The 22,448-nt window shown below is 43.9% G+C and carries 20 protein-coding genes, 2 pseudogenes and 1 riboswitch; of the genes and pseudogenes, 9 read left to right on the top strand and 13 right to left on the bottom strand.

The window, feature by feature from the left end:
- Positions 1-84: 84 nt before the first annotated feature.
- The 4 genes and pseudogenes from dapB (at position 85) to JCM14108_RS02090 (ending at position 6,180) form a co-directional block, all read left to right on the top strand.
- Positions 85-856, top strand: a pseudogene (gene dapB, locus JCM14108_RS02105) (4-hydroxy-tetrahydrodipicolinate reductase).
- Positions 857-873: 17 nt separating this feature from the next.
- Positions 874-2,061, top strand: coding sequence for an aminotransferase class I/II-fold pyridoxal phosphate-dependent enzyme (locus JCM14108_RS02100; RefSeq protein ID WP_035178017.1), 1,188 nt, complete (start codon positions 874-876; stop codon positions 2,059-2,061).
- 93 nt (positions 2,062-2,154) lie between these two features.
- On the top strand, positions 2,155-3,237 hold the full coding sequence (locus JCM14108_RS02095; protein WP_035178016.1) for an aspartate-semialdehyde dehydrogenase: 1,083 nt from the start codon (positions 2,155-2,157) through the stop codon (positions 3,235-3,237).
- Positions 3,238-3,456: 219 nt separating this feature from the next.
- The gene (locus JCM14108_RS02090; protein ID WP_035178014.1) at positions 3,457-6,180 is read left to right on the top strand and encodes an HAD-IC family P-type ATPase; all 2,724 of its coding nucleotides are present in this window, start codon (positions 3,457-3,459) and stop codon (positions 6,178-6,180) included.
- A 134-nt stretch (positions 6,181-6,314) separates the two neighbouring features.
- Here JCM14108_RS02090 and JCM14108_RS02085 read toward each other — a convergent pair whose 3' ends face one another.
- The 7 genes and pseudogenes from JCM14108_RS02085 to JCM14108_RS02055 all read right to left on the bottom strand — a co-directional run bounded on the left by JCM14108_RS02085 (position 6,315) and on the right by JCM14108_RS02055 (position 12,591).
- Positions 6,315-7,769, bottom strand: coding sequence for an MFS transporter (locus JCM14108_RS02085; protein WP_035178156.1), 1,455 nt, complete (start codon positions 7,767-7,769; stop codon positions 6,315-6,317).
- Positions 7,770-7,957: 188 nt separating this feature from the next.
- A complete protein-coding gene (locus tag JCM14108_RS02080; RefSeq protein WP_035178011.1) occupies positions 7,958-8,296 on the bottom strand; it encodes a hypothetical protein in 339 nt (112 codons plus the stop codon).
- Positions 8,297-8,373: 77 nt separating this feature from the next.
- Positions 8,374-9,444, bottom strand: coding sequence for an ABC transporter substrate-binding protein (locus tag JCM14108_RS02075; protein ID WP_035178007.1), 1,071 nt, complete (start codon positions 9,442-9,444; stop codon positions 8,374-8,376).
- Complete coding sequence (locus JCM14108_RS02070; RefSeq protein ID WP_035178004.1) at positions 9,441-10,262, bottom strand: ABC transporter permease; 822 nt, start codon at positions 10,260-10,262, stop codon at positions 9,441-9,443. The genes JCM14108_RS02075 and JCM14108_RS02070 overlap by 4 nt, the downstream gene beginning before the upstream one ends.
- A pseudogene (locus JCM14108_RS02065) lies at positions 10,262-11,070 on the bottom strand (ABC transporter permease). The gene JCM14108_RS02070 and the pseudogene JCM14108_RS02065 overlap by 1 nt, the downstream one beginning before the upstream one ends.
- A 3-nt stretch (positions 11,071-11,073) precedes the next feature.
- On the bottom strand, positions 11,074-12,168 hold the full coding sequence (locus JCM14108_RS02060; protein WP_035178003.1) for an ABC transporter ATP-binding protein: 1,095 nt from the start codon (positions 12,166-12,168) through the stop codon (positions 11,074-11,076).
- 51 nt (positions 12,169-12,219) lie between these two features.
- Positions 12,220-12,591, bottom strand: a complete 372-nt coding sequence (locus JCM14108_RS02055) for a hypothetical protein (RefSeq protein ID WP_035178001.1) — start codon at positions 12,589-12,591, stop codon at positions 12,220-12,222.
- A gap of 119 nt (positions 12,592-12,710) precedes the next feature.
- Here JCM14108_RS02055 and JCM14108_RS02050 point away from each other — a divergent pair, with 119 nt between their 5' ends.
- The 4 genes from JCM14108_RS02050 to JCM14108_RS02030 all read left to right on the top strand — a co-directional run bounded on the left by JCM14108_RS02050 (position 12,711) and on the right by JCM14108_RS02030 (position 16,516).
- Positions 12,711-13,685 (top strand): asparaginase, encoded by a 975-nt coding sequence (locus tag JCM14108_RS02050; protein WP_035177999.1) that lies wholly within the window; start codon positions 12,711-12,713, stop codon positions 13,683-13,685.
- Between the two features lie 59 nt (positions 13,686-13,744).
- Positions 13,745-14,917: a hypothetical protein gene (locus tag JCM14108_RS02045; RefSeq protein WP_035177997.1), complete on the top strand. Its 1,173-nt coding sequence runs from the start codon at positions 13,745-13,747 to the stop codon at positions 14,915-14,917.
- A gap of 12 nt (positions 14,918-14,929) precedes the next feature.
- Complete coding sequence (locus JCM14108_RS02040) at positions 14,930-15,295, top strand: hypothetical protein (protein WP_035177995.1); 366 nt, start codon at positions 14,930-14,932, stop codon at positions 15,293-15,295.
- Between the two features lie 354 nt (positions 15,296-15,649).
- Positions 15,650-16,516, top strand: a complete 867-nt coding sequence (locus tag JCM14108_RS02030) for an SDR family oxidoreductase (protein WP_035177992.1) — start codon at positions 15,650-15,652, stop codon at positions 16,514-16,516.
- Between the two features lie 84 nt (positions 16,517-16,600).
- On the opposite strand, the gene JCM14108_RS02025 is transcribed toward JCM14108_RS02030, so the two are convergent.
- From JCM14108_RS02025 to JCM14108_RS02005, 5 genes are all read right to left on the bottom strand, one after another.
- Positions 16,601-16,798 (bottom strand): LBP_cg2779 family protein, encoded by a 198-nt coding sequence (locus JCM14108_RS02025; protein ID WP_035177990.1) that lies wholly within the window; start codon positions 16,796-16,798, stop codon positions 16,601-16,603.
- Positions 16,799-16,857: 59 nt separating this feature from the next.
- The gene (locus JCM14108_RS02020) at positions 16,858-17,172 is read right to left on the bottom strand and encodes a hypothetical protein (protein ID WP_035177988.1); all 315 of its coding nucleotides are present in this window, start codon (positions 17,170-17,172) and stop codon (positions 16,858-16,860) included.
- A 327-nt stretch (positions 17,173-17,499) separates the two neighbouring features.
- Positions 17,500-18,153, bottom strand: coding sequence for an energy-coupling factor transporter transmembrane component T family protein (locus JCM14108_RS02015; RefSeq protein WP_035177986.1), 654 nt, complete (start codon positions 18,151-18,153; stop codon positions 17,500-17,502).
- Entirely contained in the window at positions 18,154-19,584 is a 1,431-nt protein-coding gene (locus JCM14108_RS02010) for an ABC transporter ATP-binding protein (protein ID WP_035177984.1), read from the bottom strand. It abuts the gene before it with no gap.
- Between the two features lie 15 nt (positions 19,585-19,599).
- Positions 19,600-20,190: an ECF transporter S component gene (locus JCM14108_RS02005; protein WP_035177981.1), complete on the bottom strand. Its 591-nt coding sequence runs from the start codon at positions 20,188-20,190 to the stop codon at positions 19,600-19,602.
- Between the two features lie 244 nt (positions 20,191-20,434).
- Positions 20,435-20,524: riboswitch (TPP riboswitch) on the bottom strand.
- Positions 20,525-20,645: 121 nt separating this feature from the next.
- Here JCM14108_RS02005 and JCM14108_RS02000 point away from each other — a divergent pair.
- Positions 20,646-21,458 (top strand): HAD-IIB family hydrolase, encoded by an 813-nt coding sequence (locus tag JCM14108_RS02000; protein WP_035177978.1) that lies wholly within the window; start codon positions 20,646-20,648, stop codon positions 21,456-21,458.
- Here JCM14108_RS02000 and JCM14108_RS01995 read toward each other — a convergent pair.
- Positions 21,444-22,382, bottom strand: a complete 939-nt coding sequence (locus JCM14108_RS01995) for a linear amide C-N hydrolase (RefSeq protein ID WP_035177975.1) — start codon at positions 22,380-22,382, stop codon at positions 21,444-21,446. The two genes, JCM14108_RS02000 and JCM14108_RS01995, sit on opposite strands and share 15 nt — an antisense overlap.
- Between the last annotated feature and the right edge of the window lie 66 nt (positions 22,383-22,448).

Genomic DNA, 22,448 nt, shown 5'->3' with positions numbered 1-22,448 from the left:
GCGTGGCATTGCTTTGTGCAGCAGTCCTAAAAAAGTGTGCGGCGCAAAGCAATAAATAATTTTATAGTTACAAAGGAGTTTACTATGATAAAGGTTCTAGTTGCTGGTTTTATGGGATCAATGGGTCAAAAAACGGTTCAAATGATTAATGAAAGTGATGAGTTTGAACTGGTTGGCGGCTATAATCCCGGCATTGATGTTGCTCATATGCAAGATGGGGCTAAACGATAATGTTAAATTGTTTAGTCAACTGGATGAGATCGAAACGGATGCCGATGTTTGGATTGACTTTACTGTGCCAAGTGCGGTTTTTGGTAATGTCAAGTTTGCGATAGAACACGGCATTCACCCGGTAGTTGGGACTTCCGGAATGAAAGAAGATCAGATTAAACAGCTGCAGCAACTTGCCAAAGAAAAGCAGGTTGGCGGTATTATCGCGCCAAACTTTGGCTTGTCGGCTGTTTTACTAATGAAGTTTGCCAAGGAAGCAGCTAAGTATCTGCCGGATGTTGAAATTATAGAAATGCATCACGATGATAAGCTGGATGCCCCTTCGGGAACGGCATTGTCAACTGCTCAAATGATCAGTGAGGTTCGTGGTGATAAGCCGGCACCTAAATCTGAGGAGACGTTACCAGGAGTTCGTGGCGGTGATTATAAGGGAATTAAGATTCACTCAGTTAGACTACCGGGCTACGTTGCCCATGAACAAGTTTTATTCGGCAGTAAAGGCGAGGCGTTGACAATTCGTCAGGATTCGTTTGACCGGGGTTCGTTTATGAATGGAGTCAAACTTGCCGTCCCAGCTGCAGCAAAAGCGACTGAATTAATTGTTGGTTTGGAAAATATTTTATAATCGGGACGGAGGATATTATGCCAGAATTAAGAAAAGGCCTTTCAGAGGTTGTTAACAGCCATGTTAAAGCAGTTGGACCATCCGGTATTCGGGAATTTGACCAGAAGATCTCATCAATTCCGGGAATTGTTAAGTTAACACTTGGTGAACCTGATTTTAACGTGCCAGAGCACGTTAAACAGGCTGCTATCAAAAGTATTGAAGATAATAAATCTCATTATTCGTCTCAAAAGGGCATTATCGAATTAAGAAGGGCCATTAGCAGTTATTTAAAAACTAAAACCGGTGTTGATTACGATCCGGAATCAGAAATTGTGGTGACTGTCGGAGCGACCGAAGCCATTTTTTCAGCATTAACGGCCATGCTGAACCCGGGTGATAAAGTAATCGTACCGACGCCGGCCTTTGCACTGTATTTTCCGGTTGTTCAGGTAGCCGGTGCTGAATTGATTACAATTGATACGTCGGAAGACGGTTTTGTCTTGACACCTGAAAAACTGCAGCGAGTACTGGATGAAAATGATGACAGTGTCAAAGCAATCGTTTTGAACTATCCTTCCAATCCTACCGGGGTTGAGTATTCGAAAGACCAATTAAAAGCGCTGGCCGATGTCATTTCAAAGCATGATCTGTTTGTGTTGGCTGATGAAATCTATAATGAATTAACTTATGGGGTTACCCACCATTCGATTGCCAATCTTTTGCCGGAGCAGACGATTGTGGTTAATGGTGTTTCAAAATCCCATGCCATGACCGGTTATCGAATCGGGTACTTTGCGGCGCCGAAGGATTTTATTACCAACGCAGCCAAAATGCATGGATTTGCCGTAACCTGCCCGTCCAATCCGGCCCAGTATGCGGCCCTGGAAGCTTTGACAAACGGCTTGGAAGATGCTGTGCCAATGCGTGAGCAATATAACAAGCGACGGGATTACATTGCCAAGCGGTTAAGGGAAATGGGCATGCAAACGGCATTGCCGCAAGGCGCTTTTTACATCTTTGCGAAAATTCCTGATACAATAAATGAAACCCCGGTTGAATTTGCAACCAATCTTGCTGAAAAAGCCAAGGTGGGCGTTGTTCCCGGATCGGCTTTTGGCCCGGGCGGTGAGCACTATATTCGGTTGTCTTATGCGGCATCTGATGAAGATATTAAGTTGGCAATGGATCGAATGAGTGCTTATCTGTTGGATAAGGTAAAATAACGTCATTAAAATTGACGCTTGTGCTTCGTCTGAGATTAAAGTATGATTATATTATAATTAGAGTTTCTACAATCAATAAGGGAGTATTTTGAGATGAGAGAATTTAACGTTGCAATTTTAGGTGCTACCGGTGCTGTCGGCACTCGAATGATCAGTCAGTTGGAACAGTCGACCATTCCTGTTAAGAATGTAAAGCTGCTTGCTTCTGCCCGTTCAGCAGGCAAAAAACTTAAATTCAAAGATCAGGAAGTAACCGTGGAAGAAACCAAGCCTGAATCGTTTGAAGGTATTGACCTGGTTTTGGCTTCAGCCGGCGGTTCAGTTTCCAAGAAATTTCTGCCGGAAGCTGTTAAGCGCGGTGCAGTATGTGTTGATAACACCAGTTACTTCAGAATGAAACCGGAAGTCCCATTGGTAATTCCGGAAGTAAACGAAAAAGCACTGTATCAGCACCGGGGCATCATCTCTAATCCAAACTGCTCAACAATTCAGATGGTGGTCTGCTTAAATCCGATTTATAAGAAATACGGCTTAAAACAAGTGATTGTTTCAACTTACCAGGCTGTTTCCGGTGCCGGCCAATCGGCTTTAAATGAACTGATGGAAGAATCACAACAGGTACTAAACGGTGAAAAAACCGATCCTAAGATTCTGCCAACCAAGGGTGATAAAAAGCATTATCAGCAGGCATTTAACCTGTTACCACAAATCGATGTCTTCGAACAAGACGGTTACTATACTCATGAAGAATGGAAAATGATTCATGAGACCAAAAAGATTATGTTGGATGACATGGACGCTAAAGATATTAAAGTGACGGCCACTTGTGTCCGGGTACCGATCAGAATTGCGCATGGCGAGACGGTTTATTTTGAAGTTGCCGATGATAACGCCAATACTGACGAAATCAAGCAGGCATTGGCCGATGCACCGGGAGTTGTTTTACAGGATGATACGGCACATCAAGTATACCCACAGCCAATCGAAGCTGAAGGCAAGCGGGAAACCTTTGTTGGCCGGGTTCGACCAGATTTTGAAAATGACGGTAGTTACCATATGTGGGTTGTTTCCGATAACTTACTAAAGGGAGCTGCCTGGAATACGGTTCAAATTGCCGAGCGACTGGTTGATGATGATCTTGTAAGGGTACCTGATAATCCTTACTTGGGTGACTAAGACAACTGCAAGTGATATTAATAGCGTGTCAAAAAGGACAAATGTTTTTGTCCTTTTTTTGACATTTGCAGCAGTTTTAACCATGAAAATTCAGTGCGATCATTATTGGGAGAGGTCCTACTTGTAGGCAGGCCGTTAAATATCATATAATATTTTTAAGAGTAAATCCAAATATTTTTAAGGCAACTCTAATTTTATCAAGAGAGGTTGATACATCGAATGGAACAAAAAATTACCGAGGCACCTCCCGAACAGAGGTTGTGGCAGGATGCCACAGCAGAATTGGTTGAAAAATACCGAACTGATTCGGAAAGTGGTTTGACTGAACAAGAAGTGCAGAAGCGGTTGAAGCGGGATGGCTACAATGAATTGACGGTTAAAAAACAAAGTAAATTAATTAAGTTCATTGCCCAGTTTAATAACAGTATTATTTATATACTGATTGCCGCGGCTGTAATTACACTTTTGCTGCATCATTATTCTGATTCAGCTGTTATCGGAATCGTGATTATTGCCAATGCGTTTATCGGCTTTTTTCAAGAGATTCAGGCGGATAATGCCTTAACTAAGATTAAGGAGTTATTGGTAAGTCAAAATTACGTTATTCGTGATGACCAGAAGGTTGAAGTACCGGCTCGAGAGTTGGTGGTTGGCGATTTGGTTAATTTGGAAGCCGGGGATGCAGTGCCAGCGGATATGCGGTTGATTTCGGCTGATAATCTGCGGATTCAGGAATCAACACTGACCGGAGAGAGCAATTCCGTTGAAAAGACCGAGGATCCCATCAAGGCCAACACGGTTCCCCTGGCGGAACGGTCGAATATGGCCTATGCATCTACCGCGGTTACACAAGGTTCGGGAATGGGGATCGTTGTTGGAACTGGTTCGAATACCGAAATCGGTAGTATCCAGCAGAGTGTCTCCAACGTGAAGGCTCAGGTAACCCCGTTGATGAAGAATCTAAACAAACTGGGTGTCAATCTGTCTGTCTTTATCGTGGTGATTGCCGTCTTGTTATTTTTACTGGGCCTATACACGAAGATATACAGTCTGCCGGTCTTAATCATCGCGATTATTACGATGGTGGTTGGATCGATTCCGGAGGGGCTGCCGGCTTCAACGTCGGTTGTTTTGGCCCGGGGTGTCCAGGTGATGACCAAGCGTGGGGCGATTGTTAAAACACTGCCGGCCGTTGAAACCTTGGGAGCTGTCGATATTGTTGATACCGATAAAACCGGGACGCTGACTAAGAATGAGATGACGGTAACCGATGTTATTACGCACGATCATCATTATCGGGTAAGCGGTACCGGGTTTGTTGATAACGATAACGGCGTTTCAGGAGAGGTTTTGCTTGATGGTCAAAAAGTTAATTGGCAGAAAGATCAAAACTTCATTGAACTGGTTAAAATTGCCGGTACTACCACCGATGCCGAATTAGTTCAAACGGACGGCGAATGGAGTTTAACGGGTGAACCGACCGACGGCGCCTTAACGACCCTGTTTCATAAGTTGATGGGCCGGGCACCGGAAGTTGATGAGTTGGATACGCTGCCGTTTGATTCAGCTTACCGTTATAGTGCCCGCTTGATTGATGATGATCGACAGCATAACGAACTGATGGTTAAGGGTGCGCCCGGTACGATTTTTGATATGGTTAAGAAAAGCCATCCTGACTTCGATGCCGATAGTTGGTATCAACAGGTGAATAAATTGACCGATCAAGGGTTGCGGGTAGTTGCGCTGGGATGGAAAGACGTTTCCAACGATGAAAAAGAAATTGTGATGGATCAAATACCACAAGGCATTCAGCTTAGTGGGATTGTCGGTATTATGGATCCGCCACGTGAAGAAGTCATTCCAGCTATTCAGCATTTGCGACGGGCCGGTGTTAAGGTTAATATGATTACCGGTGATCATCCTGATACGGCGACCGCCATCGCCAAAAAACTTGATCTGGCCGAAAGCATTCATGCGATTACCGGACCTGAGATTAATAAAATGTCTGATGAAGAATTGAAGCAACAAATTGGTCGATACAACGTTTTTGCTCGGACAACGCCAGCGGATAAGTTACGGATTGTTCGGGCCCAACAAGCCAATTCAAAGATTGTTGCGATGACCGGTGACGGTGTCAACGACGCGCCGGCTTTGAAGCAGGCCAATATCGGGATTGCGATGGGAATTAAGGGAACCGATGTTGCTAAGGAATCCGCAGATATGGTACTGGTAAAAGACAGCTTTACCACGATTGTGGATGCGGTAGCGGAAGGTCGACATGTTTTTGACAATATTCAAAAAACAATTCGCTTCTTGCTGCCAACCAGTTTTGCAGAAGGTTTGGTTGTTTTGATCAGCATGATGATGGGACAGGAGTTGCCTTTATTTCCAACCCAGTTGCTTTGGATTAATACGGTTTCGGCGTTGACAATTCAATTTGCCTTTATCTTTGAACCGGCTGAAGAATCAATTATGATTCGAGGACCACGGGATGTCAAAAAGGGCATTTTAGGTAAAATGGACACGCTTGAAATTGTCTACGTTTCCATTTTAATTTCATCATTGGGGATCTTTACGTTTGACAGGTTTGTTGATGCCAATATATTAAATCCAGTTCTTGGCAGTACCATGGCGGTTAATATTATTATCTTCGGTAAGATCTTCTATCTGTTCAACATTCGAAATTCATATCCAATTATCTCCAAACACTTTTTTGAGAATAAGATGGCGTTTGGGATTATTGTGATTTTACTGGCACTGCAGGCATTTTTGGTTTACGTACCGTTTATGCAGGAAATTTTCCACACAGCTACCATTAGCTTTTACTATGGTTGGGTGGTTCCGGCAATCTGCGGCTTTGTCGTGTTGATTGTAACGGAAATTATCAAACTGCTTCGGATTCAGTACCGAAAACGGGCTGGCCAGGTAACTAAAATACGTTAATCTGTATACGAGAAAAACGGGACCGAGACAAAAGTAATTTTGTCCGGCCCCGTTTTGATTAATCACGATTATTCCCGAATGGAAAGGTGCGCTGGGAGTAACCGACTTTTGGTCCACGCTTTATTTTTGAATAATTATTTTAAATCGGATGCCTTTACATTTCGCCCTTGAAGAACGGACAGGATGAAGGCACCCACTATAATCAATAACGAGATTGCAAACGCCAGATGCATGCCGAAAATAAAGGTTTCCGGTTGGCTGGGTAAGTAATTAGTGACGCGAAAACCGGCTTTAAGACTCATCCCGATAAATAATGCGCTGGTCGATAGGGCAGTTCCGGAAATCATACCGATGTTTCGAGCCAGAGCGTTCAAACTGCCGGCACTGCCCAATTGGTCTTTGGGAACGACAGACATGACAATATCGCTGTTGGGCGACTGAAATAATCCGGTTCCGATTGCCATAATGATTGTGATCACAACGTAAACCCAAATTGGGCTGGTCAGGGTCAGAAAGTAATACATGGCTTGGGCTATCGCAACGATTGCCAGTCCGATTGAGGCCACTCTGGCTTGGGAAAAGTGATCGGCGAACCAGCCACCAATCGGTCCGGCAAAAACCATTACGACCGGGAAGATAATCAGTAGCGTACCGGCTTGGCCGGCACTTAATCTCCGGGCATCTTCCAAATAAAACGGGAGAATGATTACCGTAAAGAAGTTGGCGAGGAAAATCAAGACCGCTGCACCCAAGCCATAGGCAAATGCTTTGATTTTAAACAGTGAAAGTGGCATTAGCGGGTTTGAAGTCCGCTTTTCAGTGTGAATAAAACCCCAGAAAGTAAGCATCGCAATTAAGAATAGTCCCAGTGGCAATGGGGCAGTATAGCCAATTTCCTGACCGAGAAAAACGCCCAGGAAAAGGCTGAAGATAAGCAGCGCAAAGTTGAGAAACCCCAACCAGTCAATGCCTCGACCCGTCGTTTGATAATTTTTCGGCATGACAACGGCTCCCAGAATGATCGCAAAAATGCCAAATGGCAGGTTTACCCAGAAGATGTATCCCCAGGAAAGCCGGGAAAGAATTAAGCCGCCCAGACCGGGGCCTGCAATGGCGCCCAATGCGACGAAGGTACCGACAAATCCCATTGCCCGGCCGCGTTCCTTGACGCCGAACGTTGACGTAGTGATGCCATAGGTGTTGGAAAGCGTCATTGCCGCACCGGTTCCCTGAATGGCCCGACCGATCAGCAGTATCGAAAAATTAATTTGCAAACCGGAAATAAATGAGCCTGCCAGAAAAACGAGGGTCCCAATTCGAAAGACCTTCACCTTGCCGTAAAGGTCGCCTAATTTTCCAAAGAACAGGAGCAGTGCGCTTAAAATAATAAGGTAGGCTGAAACGACCCATTCAACTTGGTTCATTGGGACCTGCAGCTGTTTCGCCATAATTGGTAGTGCGATATTTACGATACTGGAATCCAAATTGGACATAAAGGCAAAGGTACCAATAGAAACCAAGATCCACCAGCTGTTTTTCTGAGTCGCCGGTGGTGTCGAAGGTGTGGGTTTGGTCACTGAATTATTCACTGCTGAATCCCCCTTTGAAAAAGTGATACTTGAATGATCAAACTTCATTATACGCAGTTTGACCGAAATCAAGCGGGATTTGCTCAGCAAATGACCGGCTTTGATTTTTGAAAAATAAAATAAAAGAGCCGGACAAGCAAACGGTCTGTCGTGGCTCTTAATTAACATTAAAATGTTTTGTTTGTGGCTTAATCTGTTCGCCATGTTTCGAAAAAGTCGGCATTTTTCCCCAGGTAATCAATAGCCTCTTTTGCCAGTTGATCTGCCTGCTGCTTGGCCTCTGCTTCATCCAAGCCCTGCCAATCACGAAGAAAGCCTTCACCAATATTGACGAATTTATTCTTGCGACCAAAACCGTTATCTTTAAATAAATCATCCATTTTAGTCAGGTCGTCCTTTGCGGTTTCATAAATCAATTGTGACAGATTTTGGGATGGATCTAATAGTGTTGCCGCGTACGTGACGATAAATTCGTTCATATCGATAATAATTTCTTTGATTTCTTTTTTCTTGCTTTTTCTTGCCATTCCTAACTTCACCTCATATTTCAGTTTAAATCTTTTCTCTGATTATGACCAATTAAATTCCGATCGTTCAGGGATTCTTAATGATGCATTTTAAATTCGAGATATAAATCGTTGTATTGCTGGACTTTTTTGGCACTGAGGTTTTGGTAAACTTCCAGTCGGTTGATTACCTGTTGAGACGGATAAAATTGCTTGTCTTCCCGGACGGCTTTTGGCAGACGTTTATAGGCGGCCATATTAGGGGTTGCGTACCCAATGTAGTTGGCGTTTTGAGCAGCGTTTTCCGGACGGTTCATAAAGTTCAAAAAGGCATAAATCGCTTTGAAGTGTTTGGCTGTTTTGGGGATGACCAGATTGTCAAACCACATGTTACTGCCCTCGGTAGGAACAACGTAGTGTAAATGACTGTTTTGCGACATCATTTCACTGGCCTCACCGGACCAATCAACTGCAATCGGGGCTTCACCTTCAGCCATATACATTTTGATTTCGTCGGCCACTACCGCTTTTACGTTGGGCGACAGCCGGTTAAGCTTGTCTTTGGCCGCGACGAGTTCCCGGGTGTTGGTTGTGTTAACCGAATGGCCTTGTGAAATCAAGGAAAGCCCCATGACATCTCGGGCGGAATCAATCAACATAATATCATTTCGATATTTGGACCGCCACAACTGATTCCAATGAGTCAATTCACCCGATTTGATGAATTGATCGTTGTAGATGATCCCCAAAGTCCCCCAAAAGTAGGGGATTGAATAACGGTTGCCGGGATCAAATGACTTGTTCATAAACGCGGCACCGTAGTTCTGCATACCGGTCAATTTACTTTTATCCAACGGGATAAGCAGGTGATCAGCTTTCATCTTTTGAACCATGTAGTCACTTGGCACTGTCAAATCATAGCTGGTACCGCCTTGTTTAATCTTGGTGTACATAGCCTCATTGCTGTCAAAGGTTTCGACATTTACGTGGTAGCCGGTCTGTTTTTCAAATTTGGATAACAGGGCGGGGTCGATATAATCACCCCAGTTATAAAGATTTAGGACTTTACTGCCGGAGTCACCGGTTGATTTGGTTAGTTCGTGGCTGCCAAATCCCAGCCCGGCACAAATAGCCAATAAGATAATAATGACAAACATGAATCTTTTCATTGATTTGGCACCCCCAGTTTATCTTTTTTTCGACGGGCAACCAGGTTATGATTTTCGATAAAGTAATAAACCACGACCAAGACAAGCGAGAAAATGAACATAATTCCCGCCAAAGCGTTGATTTCCAAGCTGATTCCCTGCCGGGCCCGTGAATAGATTTCAACTGAAAGGGTGGTAAAGCCATTGCCGGTTACAAAGAAGGTAACGGCAAAGTCGTCCAGCGAATAGGTAATCGCCATAAAGAAGCCGGCAATAATCCCGGGTTGAATGAATGGTAGAATAACTTTGCTTAAGACCTGACCCGACGTCGCGCCCAGGTCCGTGGCAGCATTAATTAAGGAAGTACTCATTTCATCCAGCCTCGGCAGGACCATCAAAACGACAATCGGGATTTCAAAAGCGATGTGGCTCAGAAGAACTGACCAGAATCCCAGCGGTACTTTAAGTGAAGTAAAGAAGATTAGAAAGCTAGCACCCATAATAACATCGGGTGAGACCAGTAGGACATTATTCAACGAAAGCAGCGTCTGCCGAGATCGCTTTCGCTTACTGTTGTTAATTCCCAAAGCACCCATGGTACCGATAATGGTCGAAAAAACAGAGGAGAGCAGGGCAATTAAAATGGTATCCAGAAAAATTGCCAGCATTCGCTTATCATGGAACAGCTCATTGTAATGTGTCAGGCTGAAACCATGAAAATTAGTCATCGTGGTGCCCTTACTGAAAGAATAGATAATCAGGTAAAAAATTGGTAAATATAAAAGCAGAAAAACAAGGGTAATATAGAGTTTCCCAAGCTTTGAAGAACGGTTGGCCATCAGTTACGCCCCCTCTTTCGCTTGGTGTTGGTAAACAGCATGACAACAACCATGGAAATGATGAGGACCACGCCGATTGTTGAGCCCATTCCCCAGTTCATGGTGGTTAAAAAATGTTCTTCCACGGCAGTCCCAAGGGTGATGATTTTATTACCGCCGATTAGTCGTGACAGCATGAAGAGGGAAAGTGACGGGATAAAAACAATTTGAACGCCGGATTTGATTCCCGGCATGGTCATTGGGATAATAATTTTGGTTAATGTCTGCCAGTTAGTTGCCCCCAGATCATGGCTTGCTTGATATAAGAGTCGCTGATGTCGGTCAGGGCATTATAGATTGGCAGAATCATAAACGGAATCTGAATGTAGGCGGCAACCAGGATAAAGCTGGTATCCGTAAACAGCATATGCTGTGCCGGTAATCCGACCAGTTCAAACAGATTATTTACCAGCCCATCATGACTGAGCAGACCGATAAAAGCGTAGGCCTTCAAAAGCAGGTTGATCCAGGTTGGCAGAATGACCAGCAGGATCCATAAATCACGGTGTTTTAACTTACTGATCACCAGTGCCATCGGGTAGCTGATTAAAAGTGAAATCAGGGTGATTAGGAAAGCGTATAAAACCGAGTTGGCCGTCATCGTCAGGTAGGTGCCTGATCGGAAAAAGGTGACATAATTGGCAAAGGTAAACTGATGGGAAATATTGAAAAATGAGTAATAAACGATTAAGCCGACCGGTGCGATAACAAAAAGGGCCAACCACATGAGATAGGGCGTGTAGAACATCGCCCGAAAACTTTTTTTCAATGATTACCCCTCCTGTTCTTCATAAGTTTCCAACCGGGAATTAAACTTGGCTTCAGTCTCGTTGTAGCGCATAACGTGCATATCGTTGGGGCCAAAGGTTAGGCCGACAATTGCGTTGTCGGTAGTTGCGTTTGTGGAGTGAATCAACCATTCATTATCCTGCTTGTCGTAAGCCAGGATTTCGTAATAATCCCCCCGGAAAAGCTGGGTACTGACTTTTACCTGCAATTTGCCTTTCTCAGGGGTTGTAATGACCAGGTCTTCAGGCCGGATAACGACTTCAACCGGTTCATTCGGCCGCATTCCCGCATCAGCGCACGCAAAGGTATGACCAAGAAACGATACTTCGTAATCCTGGATCATATGTCCTGGGATGATATTACTTTCACCGATAAAGTCGGCCACAAAGTGATTGATCGGTTCGTCATAGATATCAACCGGATCACCCTTTTGAAGAATTTGGCCCTTGTTCATAACAAAAATTTGATCACTCATTGCCAGAGCTTCTTCTTGATCATGGGTGACAAACAGGAAGGTAATGCCCAAGCTTTGTTGGAGGCTGCGCAATTCATACTGCATATCTTTTCGCAGTTTGGCATCCAGCGCGGACAACGGTTCATCCAGCAGCAGGACCTTTGGCCGGTTAACAATCGCTCTGGCAATTGCGATTCGCTGCTTTTGGCCACCGGAAAGTTCCGAGATTTCCCGATTGGCATATTGGTCCAACTGAACCAATTTTAAGGCGTCGTGAACCCGCTCGGCAATTTCGGCTTTCTTAACTTTATGAAGCACCAGACCGAAGGCGACATTGTCGTAAACGTTCATATTCGGGAAAAGCGCGTAATCTTGAAAAACGGTGTTTAGCTGGCGTTGGTTAGCCGGGATATCGTTGATTTTTTGACCGTCAAACAGGACCTGACCGGAAGTGGCATCGGTAAAGCCGGCAATGGTTTGCAGAATGGTGGTTTTACCACATCCTGAAGGGCCAAGCAGGGTGTAAAATTCTCCCTGATTTAATTTAAAATTGATATCTTTAAGGGCGGTAAAGTCATCGTATTTCTTGTAGACATGTTGTAATTCAATAATTGTTTTGCTCAATTTTCGAGCCTCCTTGTAAGGTGGGCGGGCCGACTAACCAAGCTGGTCAGCTTAATGTCTCGACGACCGGTGACCCTGGCTGCCCTTTATTTTATGAACTCGGCGTTTGAATACCGGCTTGGTGCTATTACTGACGTATTTGAAGTGACTCATTTCACCGTTGAATGGCTTGCCCGAAAGCCTGATTTGCAGCCAGCGGGTCATGACATTGATCATTGATTCAAGGTTGGTAATTCTGGTTGGAACGTTTTCAGATTTGGCTGCCTGCATAATATCGGTTTTCAGTCGATTAACCAGATTTTGGTGATAATCAACCAGTTCTTGGGTAAGGGGCGCGTCTTTATACTTATTAAACAGCATTTCAATTTGCCGCATGGCATCTTTAGAGGTTTGGGGTTTATAATATCTATCAGAATCTGACATAAACGCACTTCTTTCTATGAGACTGTGAATGCCGGGAACTTTATTTTTGTTCTCGTATTTCTTCAGCTTTTATTATAGAGTACAATAGTATAGATTATCATTTTGGAGGCCAAATTTCTATGAAAACAATTCTAGCAATTCATACCGGTGGGACAATCTCGATGTCTCAAAACGAAAAGGGCGAAGTTGTCCCGAATGACGAAAACCCGATTGCCGAAGAACAAGTAATTTTAAAGGGACAAATCAATCTGATTACGGATGAAATGTTCAACCTACCCTCACCACACGTAACGCCGACGGTTATGCTGAAAATCAAGCAGCGAATCATGAAAGCGATTGATGATGGTGTTGACGGGGTCGTGATTACCCACGGAACAGATACCCTCGAAGAAACGGCTTATTTTTTGGATCTGACACTGCCAAATACGATTCCGGTTGTCGTTACCGGCGCAATGCGTTCCTCAAACGAAATCGGTTCCGATGGGCTGTATAATTTCCGAAACGCGATTTTGGTTGCGGCAACCGATGAATCCTATGGTAAAGGGGTTTTGGTTGTCATGAATGATGAAATACATACGGCGCGGTTTGTGACCAAAACCCACACGACCAATGTCGCAACGTTTCGAACCCCAACGTTTGGGCCAATTGGAATTGTGACTCAAAACAAAGCCAAGTATTTTCAAGAGTTGATTCAAACAGAAGTTGCCGACATCGATCACGTTATAAACGGTGTGTATCTGATTAAGGGCTATGCAGGAATGAATGGTGAATTGTTTGACGCGATTAATCAGCCAACTACCCGGGGACTGGTTGTTGAAGGACTGGGCGCCGGTAATTTGCCGCCGCAAACGTTGCCAGCCATTCAACGCCTGATTGATCGTCATATTCCGATTGTGCTGGTTTCCAGATGTTATAACGGGGTTGCCCAGGATATTTACGATTATGAGGGTGGCGGCATTCAGTTGAAGAAAATGGGTCTGATCCTTTGTCAGGGGTTAAACGGTCAGAAGGCCAGAATTAAGTTGCTGGTTGGTCTGAGCGCGGGCAAGGCCGGTGATGATCTTCGTGAGTTCGTCAGCAATGCCATATCGTAGATGCGTGGATTCAAGCGTTTATAATTATCATGATGAATTAACAACTCACGGGAAAGAAGGTGGCTCAATTGAAAACAATCTATGAACAGCTAAGGTCGGCGCAAATTGACGAGCAGTTGATCAATGCCTTTCAAAAAGACAGCGATATCGTCTACACCGGTATTATCCAGTATCTGGGGACCAGCGACTTTGTTATGTTGACCTACAATGATTATGGTATTCAAGATGGCGAAGTTTACTTAAAAATCAGCGCTATTAAAGAAATCGAAACTGACAGTTATGACTTGGCTAGTATGAAAGACCGGATTTCCTTTGATGAAATGCATGATTTAGTTAATAATCCATCGTTTGATATGCCGATCAAGATGAGTGATTCGTTATACGATCGCATTATCAAGACGTTATATGAACAGCAACGGGTTGCGCTGATGATTACGTTTGAAAATGGTCGATTGAAATATAACGAAGGGTTGATTAAAGCTGTTTGGCAGGATGGGCTAAGCTTTTTGAACCTCAGTAAATTTGATTTTTCCAAACAGAAGATGACCACGATTCCGGCAGAGGATCTCCGCGGAATTGAGTTTGGCGGAACCGAGCTGCAGTTGGTCCAAGAAACGTTAACGATGATCAAACCCGAGAATCACATTGAAGATGTCACAATAACTGATTCCGATCAATTCCGAGAAATTATTCGGCAGCGTCAGCTGGATCAAGCGTATCTGATTATTGATACTGATGATGAGCGAAAATACTTTTATGTTGGCCAGGTAATTGCTGCCAATCCCAATGAGTTTGTTATGATGGTGGTTGATATGAACGGGCGCTTTGGCGGGTATGTCTGGATTCGTTATGACGACATTAAGCGGTTGCTGCTGGATGGGGACTATTTAAGCCTGATTCAGCGATTCGTTCATTTGAATAAAGCAGCCGGCCACTTTGCCCTGCCGGTCTTAAATGCTGAGCGGGCGTTTGATGACGCTGATAATATTTTGATTCATATCCTTTATCAATCAATCAAGTTTCGAAAGCTGATTCGTTTTGAATTGGCGGATAAGGAAAATTTTGCGGCCTTTCCAACTGATTTGAATTTAGCGACAGGATTGTTAACGGTCGAACTGTTGGATGTTGATGAATCCACGGAATCACCGGTTAAACAGATTGGTATTGAGACAATTCGTGAAATGGCGTTTGATTATTTCAAAGCATTCTTATTGGAAAATCAGGTTGATTGAGGGGGATCATAAATGGCGCAGAAGAAAAATTTTAAGCTGCCGAAATGGATTCGGGATACTTTACAGGCAGTTGTTATGATTGCTGTTTTGATGGCGGTCTATAACTTTTTTGGCCCGATGATTTTTCCAAATGGGTCGTTTTTCCCGTGGTGGACCTTTCCGTATTCTGTTTTGGCCGCGTTGTTGGTTGTGGGGGCGTGGAATTTAGCTGCCCGGAAGTTTCGAATGATCAGCCAGCAGTTAAAAGATGAAGAGGCCGCCAAACGCCGGCATGAAGAACAGCTTCAAGAGCAGCTTCGCCGACAGGGAGCCGCTCAGGAACGAACAGAGGCTCAAAAACGCCGCAGCCGTAATCAAAGCAAGCAGCAATCGAGGTAATTGATATGTCGGTTAAAGAATTTGCTTTTTGCCCATATTGTGGAGTCAAACTGACGGGGAATCCACAAACGTGCCCGAATTGTCACCGAAAATTACCGGAAGATGATAAAACGACCGGCTCACGGTCATCGCTGAACCACTTGATCAGTAATCCTTATCGGGAGGGGCTGCAGCGATACCGTGAAGAAAAGAAGACGGGGACAGAGAATTCGTCGGCTTCATTCTGGAAAAGACTTTTTAAACATTGGTAACGGTGGCGGTTAGTCGTCATTTAAACATCCAGCCGAATCTTGTTTTATAATAATCGATGGCGTGAACTGATTAAAATAAACAGACACGAGGGGGTCTTGATTTATGAAATACGCCGTTACCGGTTCAACCGGTCACTTTGGTAAATATGCAATTTCGTACTTACAAAAATTAATTCAGCCACAGGATTCAATTGTGGCCCTTGCCCGAAACGTTGAGAAGGCTAAAAAAACCTTTGGTGAAAATGTTGAAGCCCGACCAGGTACTTATGAGGATCCGGATCAGCTGACAGAGTCATTAAAAGGTGTCGATCGATTATTATTTATTTCATCGTTACCCGGTGCGGTCATGCCACGAATTGACCAGCATAATAACGTCGTTCAGGCGGCCAAGGCAGCCGGGGTCAAGTTTATTGCCTACACCAGCTTTCCGCACGCAGACACAACTGAAGCACCGCTGGCAGCCGACCATAAGGCAACGGAAACTTTGCTTAAGAAGTCGGGAATTGCCCATGCATTTCTTCGTAACAATTGGTACTTGGAAAATGAAATGAACTTTGTGGAAGAAGCCAACAATGGTGAACCATTTGTTTATTCAGCCGGCGACGGTAAAGTCGGCTGGGCACCTGAAGAATTATATGCTCAAGCTGCCGTTACGGTATTAACAACCGATCAGCCCAAGGAAGTTTATGAATTTGCCGGGCCGATGCACAGTTATGATGATTTGGCCAAAGTTCTTCAAAGAGTAACCGGTAAGGATTTTGAAATTGCCAGTGTTTCTGATGATGAATTTATGGCTAACTTAAGAAAGTATGTCCCTGACAAAGTTGATGCGGCGATGACGATGATTCAAAAGTTAATTCGAAACCATGACTTGGAAGAAGAGACGACGGATTTGGCGGACGTTTTGCGAAAACCGGTGCCTTCACTGGAGAAGCAGGTTCGCGGATTATTTAAAGAACCGGCTAAGTAGAAGATAAAAGAAAGCCACGATAACGTTAAGCTATCGTGACTTTTTTAATTATTTGGAAACAATGGACTAACCGGGTTCGGTTCTTTACCGAACGAAGTCTTCGATAATTTTCTTTTCCTCGGGGGTTGGTTGAGTTTCCATCGACTTGATATCGTGGAGGCGTTCTACGGAAATTCGTAAATTGAATGCTAATTGTGTGTCTGGCATGTCATTTTTCTTTTGATAGTTGATGATATCTTCTGCTAAAGTACTAAACTGTTCTGCCATTCTAAATTCCTCCATTGTAAGACTCGAACTGCTATAGTTCTATTATAGCAATAATATGTGAAACGGACATAAAATTAACGATGTTTCAAGCCATACTCCAATAAAGCAACTAAAATAACGGCGATAATCAGGGCAATCCAAAAGTTATTGTTCTGAATGTAAAAATAATAAAAAACGCCGATACCAATAATTCCCTGAACGATGTAGCGTTCCAATCGGTTGGGAATGGACAGAAAAGCCAACCCGATTCCTAAAATAAAGCTGCCGATCAACACTTCCTGAGCACTGTCAATTGTCCCAAACTGATTGAAAACACCATAAAGGTCAACAATGGCACCAACAATTAAAGCAAAGATACCAAACGCGAATGCAAATTGATTTGCCCGCATAAAAACCGCCCTCTTTCACTTCCTCTTATTAAGTTAATTATAAGGCAAAAAGGAAAAGTGTGCGGAGCTAAGCGATTAATGCCCGGGGCATAAGGCGTTAAAACGGGAAATCCCGGTTTTGGATTTTTCGGTTTAATCCCTTATGTGGAGCGGTGCTGTTTTGAGGAGCAGTCCTAGAAAGTGTGCGGAGCTAAGCGATTAATGCCCGGAATATAAGACTCGATTCAGGAAATCCCGGTTTTGGATTTTTTGAATCGACGTCTTATATGCAGTGGCATTGCTTAGTGCAGCAGTCCTAGAAAAGTGTGCGGCGCAAAACGATTAGCACTAATATCGAATCAAAAACAACATTACCTGAACGGCAATCAGCAGCACAATAAACACAGTCCAATCGAGTGCGGTGATGCGGATTACTTTATAATGGGTTCGTGGTTCGTCTTCCACAAAGCCGTGGGACGTCATGGCTTCTGCCAAATTTTGCGACCACTGAATCGAAGAAAGAATCGCTTTGAAGTAAAGTCGGGGAGACCAGACGTGAAAGACTTCACCACGCATTAGCGCTGAGGTTTTGATAATTTGAACTTCTTCCCTGATTTTGGGCATTAAGTTAAAGGCCGCTAAAACGCCATAGGCGAATTTTGACGGTAACCGAAAGTCTTGCTCCAGCGTAAGCGACAGGTCGGTAATACTGCTTGTCAGCGTGAATGTGGCCCCTAAAAAGACGTACGCGTAGATTCGGGTAAACAGCACCCAGGCAAAATGAATGCCGGCAGAGCCGTACAGCCATTGGGATACAAATAATCCCAAAGCAGGAAAGAGCGGCCAAAAAACAAGCAGAAACAGCGTCTTGAAATTCATCCGTTTAACCATGACATAGGCAAAGCTGACGGCAATGAGGATCACATTGACGATCAGACTTTGCGTAAACGAAATTTCCAGTGCAATCAGGACAACTAATAATAATTTCATTCCGGGATTCAATTAGATAACCCCCTGGTAAGTCAGATTTTGGTTTTCAAAGTGGGCGTGGTAATCAATTAAGTCTTCCAGCCCGGAGAGTTGGTGTGAGATAACAATTTGGGTTTGCCCGTATTTGGTTTTGGCGGTTTCCAAAAAACCGGTAATTAGTCGCAGGGATTTATAATCAAGCCCCTTGAATGGTTCGTCCAACAGCAGAACGGGCGGATTCATGATGAGCATTTCAACGATTTGCAGTTTCTTCTTTTGACCTTCACTCAGCGAGTAGACGACTTGGTCATCACGTCCCTGCATATCCAATTTGGTCAGCATTTGCTCAACCTGCTCATGGGTATAATCCTGATTAAATCGGTTGGCAAATGAAAGGTCAAGTTCCTCTTTAACAGTGACGTTTAAAAATTGGTTTTCGGCATCCTGAAACAGCAAGGTGACGTTCTTTGCATAGTTTAAGGGCTTAATCTTTTTAATATTTTTGTCTGTATATAAGATTGTGCCGGTATAGGGGAGCAATTTTGTCAGAGCATTAAACAAAGTTGATTTACCAATCCCGTTGGCACCGGTAATCAACGTCGTTTTTTGTTTGTAAAAATTAAAGTGATCCAGTTTCAGCAGCAATGAATCGTGTGGTGACAGTTTGAAATCTCGCAACTTTAAGATTGATTGCGCATCGGTCTTTGGCGGTAGGTTCAGTTGCTTGTTGATCGTTTGGGTAGATTCGAAATTATCAAAGAAATGTTGCGCTTCCTGCTGATTCAGCAGGTTGATTCGGTGGCTTTTGGGATCTAAGTAGTAAAATTCGTCGATAATACCCTGATAATTACCCAAATCGTGATCGGCCAGAATAATAGTTTTACCGTGTTTTTCCTGCAGTTCTTTTAGTTTATGAATCAAATCGATTCGTGAACCGGGGTCGATACTGGCAAAGGGTTCGTCAAGGACAATCACCGGTGTATCCATCGCGACAATGCAGGCCAGGGCGACCCGCTGCTTCTCACCGCCGGACAGCGTATTGATTATCCGGCTTTTAAGCTGTTGAATGCCACAGAAAGTTAGTGCCTGATCGATAATGGCGTCCATTTTGGCCGGTTCAGTACGGATATTTTCCAAGACAAAGGTCATTTCGTGGATAACGGTATCCATCGCAAATTGCTGGTTGGGGTTTTGAAACATCATCGCCACTTGCCGGCTGATTTGATTTAGCGGGATGTCTTTGAGGTTGGTTTGACCAAATTTAATAGTTCCCGTCGCGTCATTGCCGATAAATCTTGGATATAGTCCGGCGATAAAGTAAAGAAGCGTTGATTTCCCACTTCCGGACGGACCGGAGAGCAGTGAGAAATGATTATGTTTAAACGTCAGGTTGAGATTATTTAACACCTTGGTTTCACTTTTTGGGTATTGATAGGTGAAGTCGGTAATCGATACGTCAGTCATAGCCAAAACCTCTATCTATAAACTAAATGCATTACTACGATCCAGTAATTTAACAATCATTTTGGTGAGAATACCGCCAAAAATGAAGGTTGAAATATAGCGGGTTACAAACAGACCGATTAACAACGGCAACGCAAACTTGTTATAACCATTTTTATACATATCCCATGCAAAGGTTACAATTACAGTTGTTAAAATTGACGCGTTGAGTGATACCCAGTCGTAGCGTTTGTATCCGGTGAGAGTAAAGCCAAGCTCGGAGCCGACTCCTTGAACCAGTCCGGAAATAAAGGCACCGGCACCCCATTGACCACCGAGAAAGACTTCAACAGCCGCACCCAGAAATTCACCAAGAAAAGCCGAGCCGGCTGTTCGAATGAGAAACCCGGTTAATGGACCGGCCATGCACCAAAGCCCCATCAGGATATCATTGGCGAATGGTGCGGCACCAATTGGCGTTAATGCGACAGTTAAAGCTGTATAGAGAAATCCGATTCCCCAAAAAATGATGCCACAAAAAATAGCAATCAACGCAATCAAAATAATGTTTCGCAGTGTCCATTTACTTTGATGCTGATGGTTGCTTGTTTGTGTCTTGTTTTCCATAAAAAAGACCTCCAATAAAAGTAGTTTGTGAAACAGTTTGGTCAAAGCCGTCAACCCAAAAATGATGGGTAGTGGGTAACCAAATTGGATACGCCCCTCTATTGGTGTGACAATCAGGTGAGAAAATGATAATTAAAAAATTGCAAATAAAACCAGGAATCTTGTCGGATAAGCATTGTAAGCAAAAAGAGGCTCGGACAAGATGTCCCAGCCTCGAAAGTCATCAATTCGCTTCATCCATTTCGTACACAACGGAATATGCTCCCTTCGCTGGTATTATCCAGATCAGGTTCGATGGGTTTCTCTCAGCCTAAAGGCACCCCAGATAGGTTGTATCATCATCGACTAGTATACTAAATATAAAATCGTTTTACAAACAGTAGAAAACCTTTAAAATTAAGATGTGGTCGTAATCAAAAGACCGATTAAAACTAATAATAGTCAGGAGCGTTAACGTGATTAAAGTAATTGCAACCGATATGGATGGGACCTTTTTAAATGAAAAGGGAACTTTTGATGAAGTCAGATTTCAAGACCAATTAAACCGAATGACGCAAAAGCAAATGCATTTTATTTCCGCCAGCAGTAATCAATATCAACACCTGTTGGGAACGTTTAAAAATATTTCCGGTCCAATTTCGTATGTTTGTAACAATGGCGCGCTGGTTATTGACGAGCGTGGGGTCATTGTATCGGAAGATATTATTGACCACTTGGTTCTTAAGCAGGCACTTGATTGGCTGCTGACAACGCCGAACTTCTTTGGTGCCGAAATTATTTTAGTTGGTAAAAACGGGACTTATTGCAACCTGCCAAGTCAGTCCAAACGTTTTCAGGCTTCGAAGTATTTCTATGAAAATATGCAATCGGCCAAGGACCTTCGCTTAATCTTTGATTCAATTTATAAGATTGATATTACTTGGGAAAGCGGCGGTGTCTTGGAACGGCAAAATGAATTTAATCATAAGTTTAGTGGCCGGCTCAGCGCGACCTCTTCCGGGATGAACGGCTTGGACATCATGAATGCCGGTGTCACCAAATTAACCGGTATTCAAACCCTGTTGGCTGATTGGCAGCTATCATTTGAGAACGTGGCGGCCTTTGGCGATAATGGCAATGATTTTGAGATGGTTAACGCCGCTGGAGAAGGCTACGCGATGAAAAATGCTGCCACGGATTTGTTGGCCAAAGTTGATCGGGTAACCGATCTAACCAATGATGAAGCGGGCGTTCAATCGCAAATTGACCGGTACTTAGACGAGAAATAGGTTTTCATCGGGATGTTGCGCTAATTCGGCAGCCAATGAATAGCTGTAAACCTGTTTGGTATCATGGTACCTGAAATAGTAAGTTTGGTTGGTGACGTCGAGAACCGAAATATAGTGGGTGTAATTGTAGTTAGGGTGTTGATTCATTGATGGTTTATAGGGGATGGCAACTGTGGCTAAATCGTTGAATAGTCGATTGCGGGCTTCAAATTGGTTACGACTTGGCTGCGCACCCAATTTATTGATAGCTGTCACTAGAAAACGGGTTGTGGGCGTATTTGTGGCAGTTGGAAATGTTTGCGTTAAGACAATTTTTTGGCTGGCTTTTTTTAGGTCGGCCAAGCGTCCCGTTGATTGAAGCGATTTGGCCAAGCGCTGCATGTGCTCAGGATAAGTTGGTGAATTGGTCAAAACACCGATTGAATCAGCAATTACTTCGAGGCCGTTGACGGTGGGTTCGATGATCAGTGTTTGGCCTGACGGATCAGCCAGAATCCAATGAAATGAAAAGACTTCGTTGCCGGCCAGCCAATTGCGGCCGATAATTGCAACGTTACTTAAATCGGCTTTTACTTCAGCCAATGACGCATGTTCGCCCAACACCCAAGGCAGGAAGTCCTGAGGCGTGAGATTCAATTTGTCGGCCACCGGGTTTTCCAGATAATGGGCTTTGAGCGGAAACATTAATTCCGCGCAACTGAGACCTTGAGTGTTAACACCGTCGGCGACCAGAATTTGATGATTGCCTTCGTTTCGTCCGCCGCCAATATAGGGATACTTAATTGATCGAGTTCCCGATAAAGCGGTTTCATAATAAGGCCGATTAATCAAGGTCGGTTTCCAAGCAGCTTGAACCGGAAAATCCATTGTCCGGGCAAGCAAAGCATGGTTGTTCAATGTTTGTAAAGTGAGACTGGTACACATGGGGGATCACCTCTTGGTTTGGAAGTTGGTGTAGGACTGCTCCGCACACTATTTCTAGCACTCTTC

Source organism: Lentilactobacillus farraginis DSM 18382 = JCM 14108 (genome assembly GCF_000583655.1).
In the GTDB taxonomy this organism is placed as follows: domain Bacteria; phylum Bacillota; class Bacilli; order Lactobacillales; family Lactobacillaceae; genus Lentilactobacillus; species Lentilactobacillus farraginis.
This window is presented reverse-complemented; position numbering and strand designations above follow the sequence as displayed.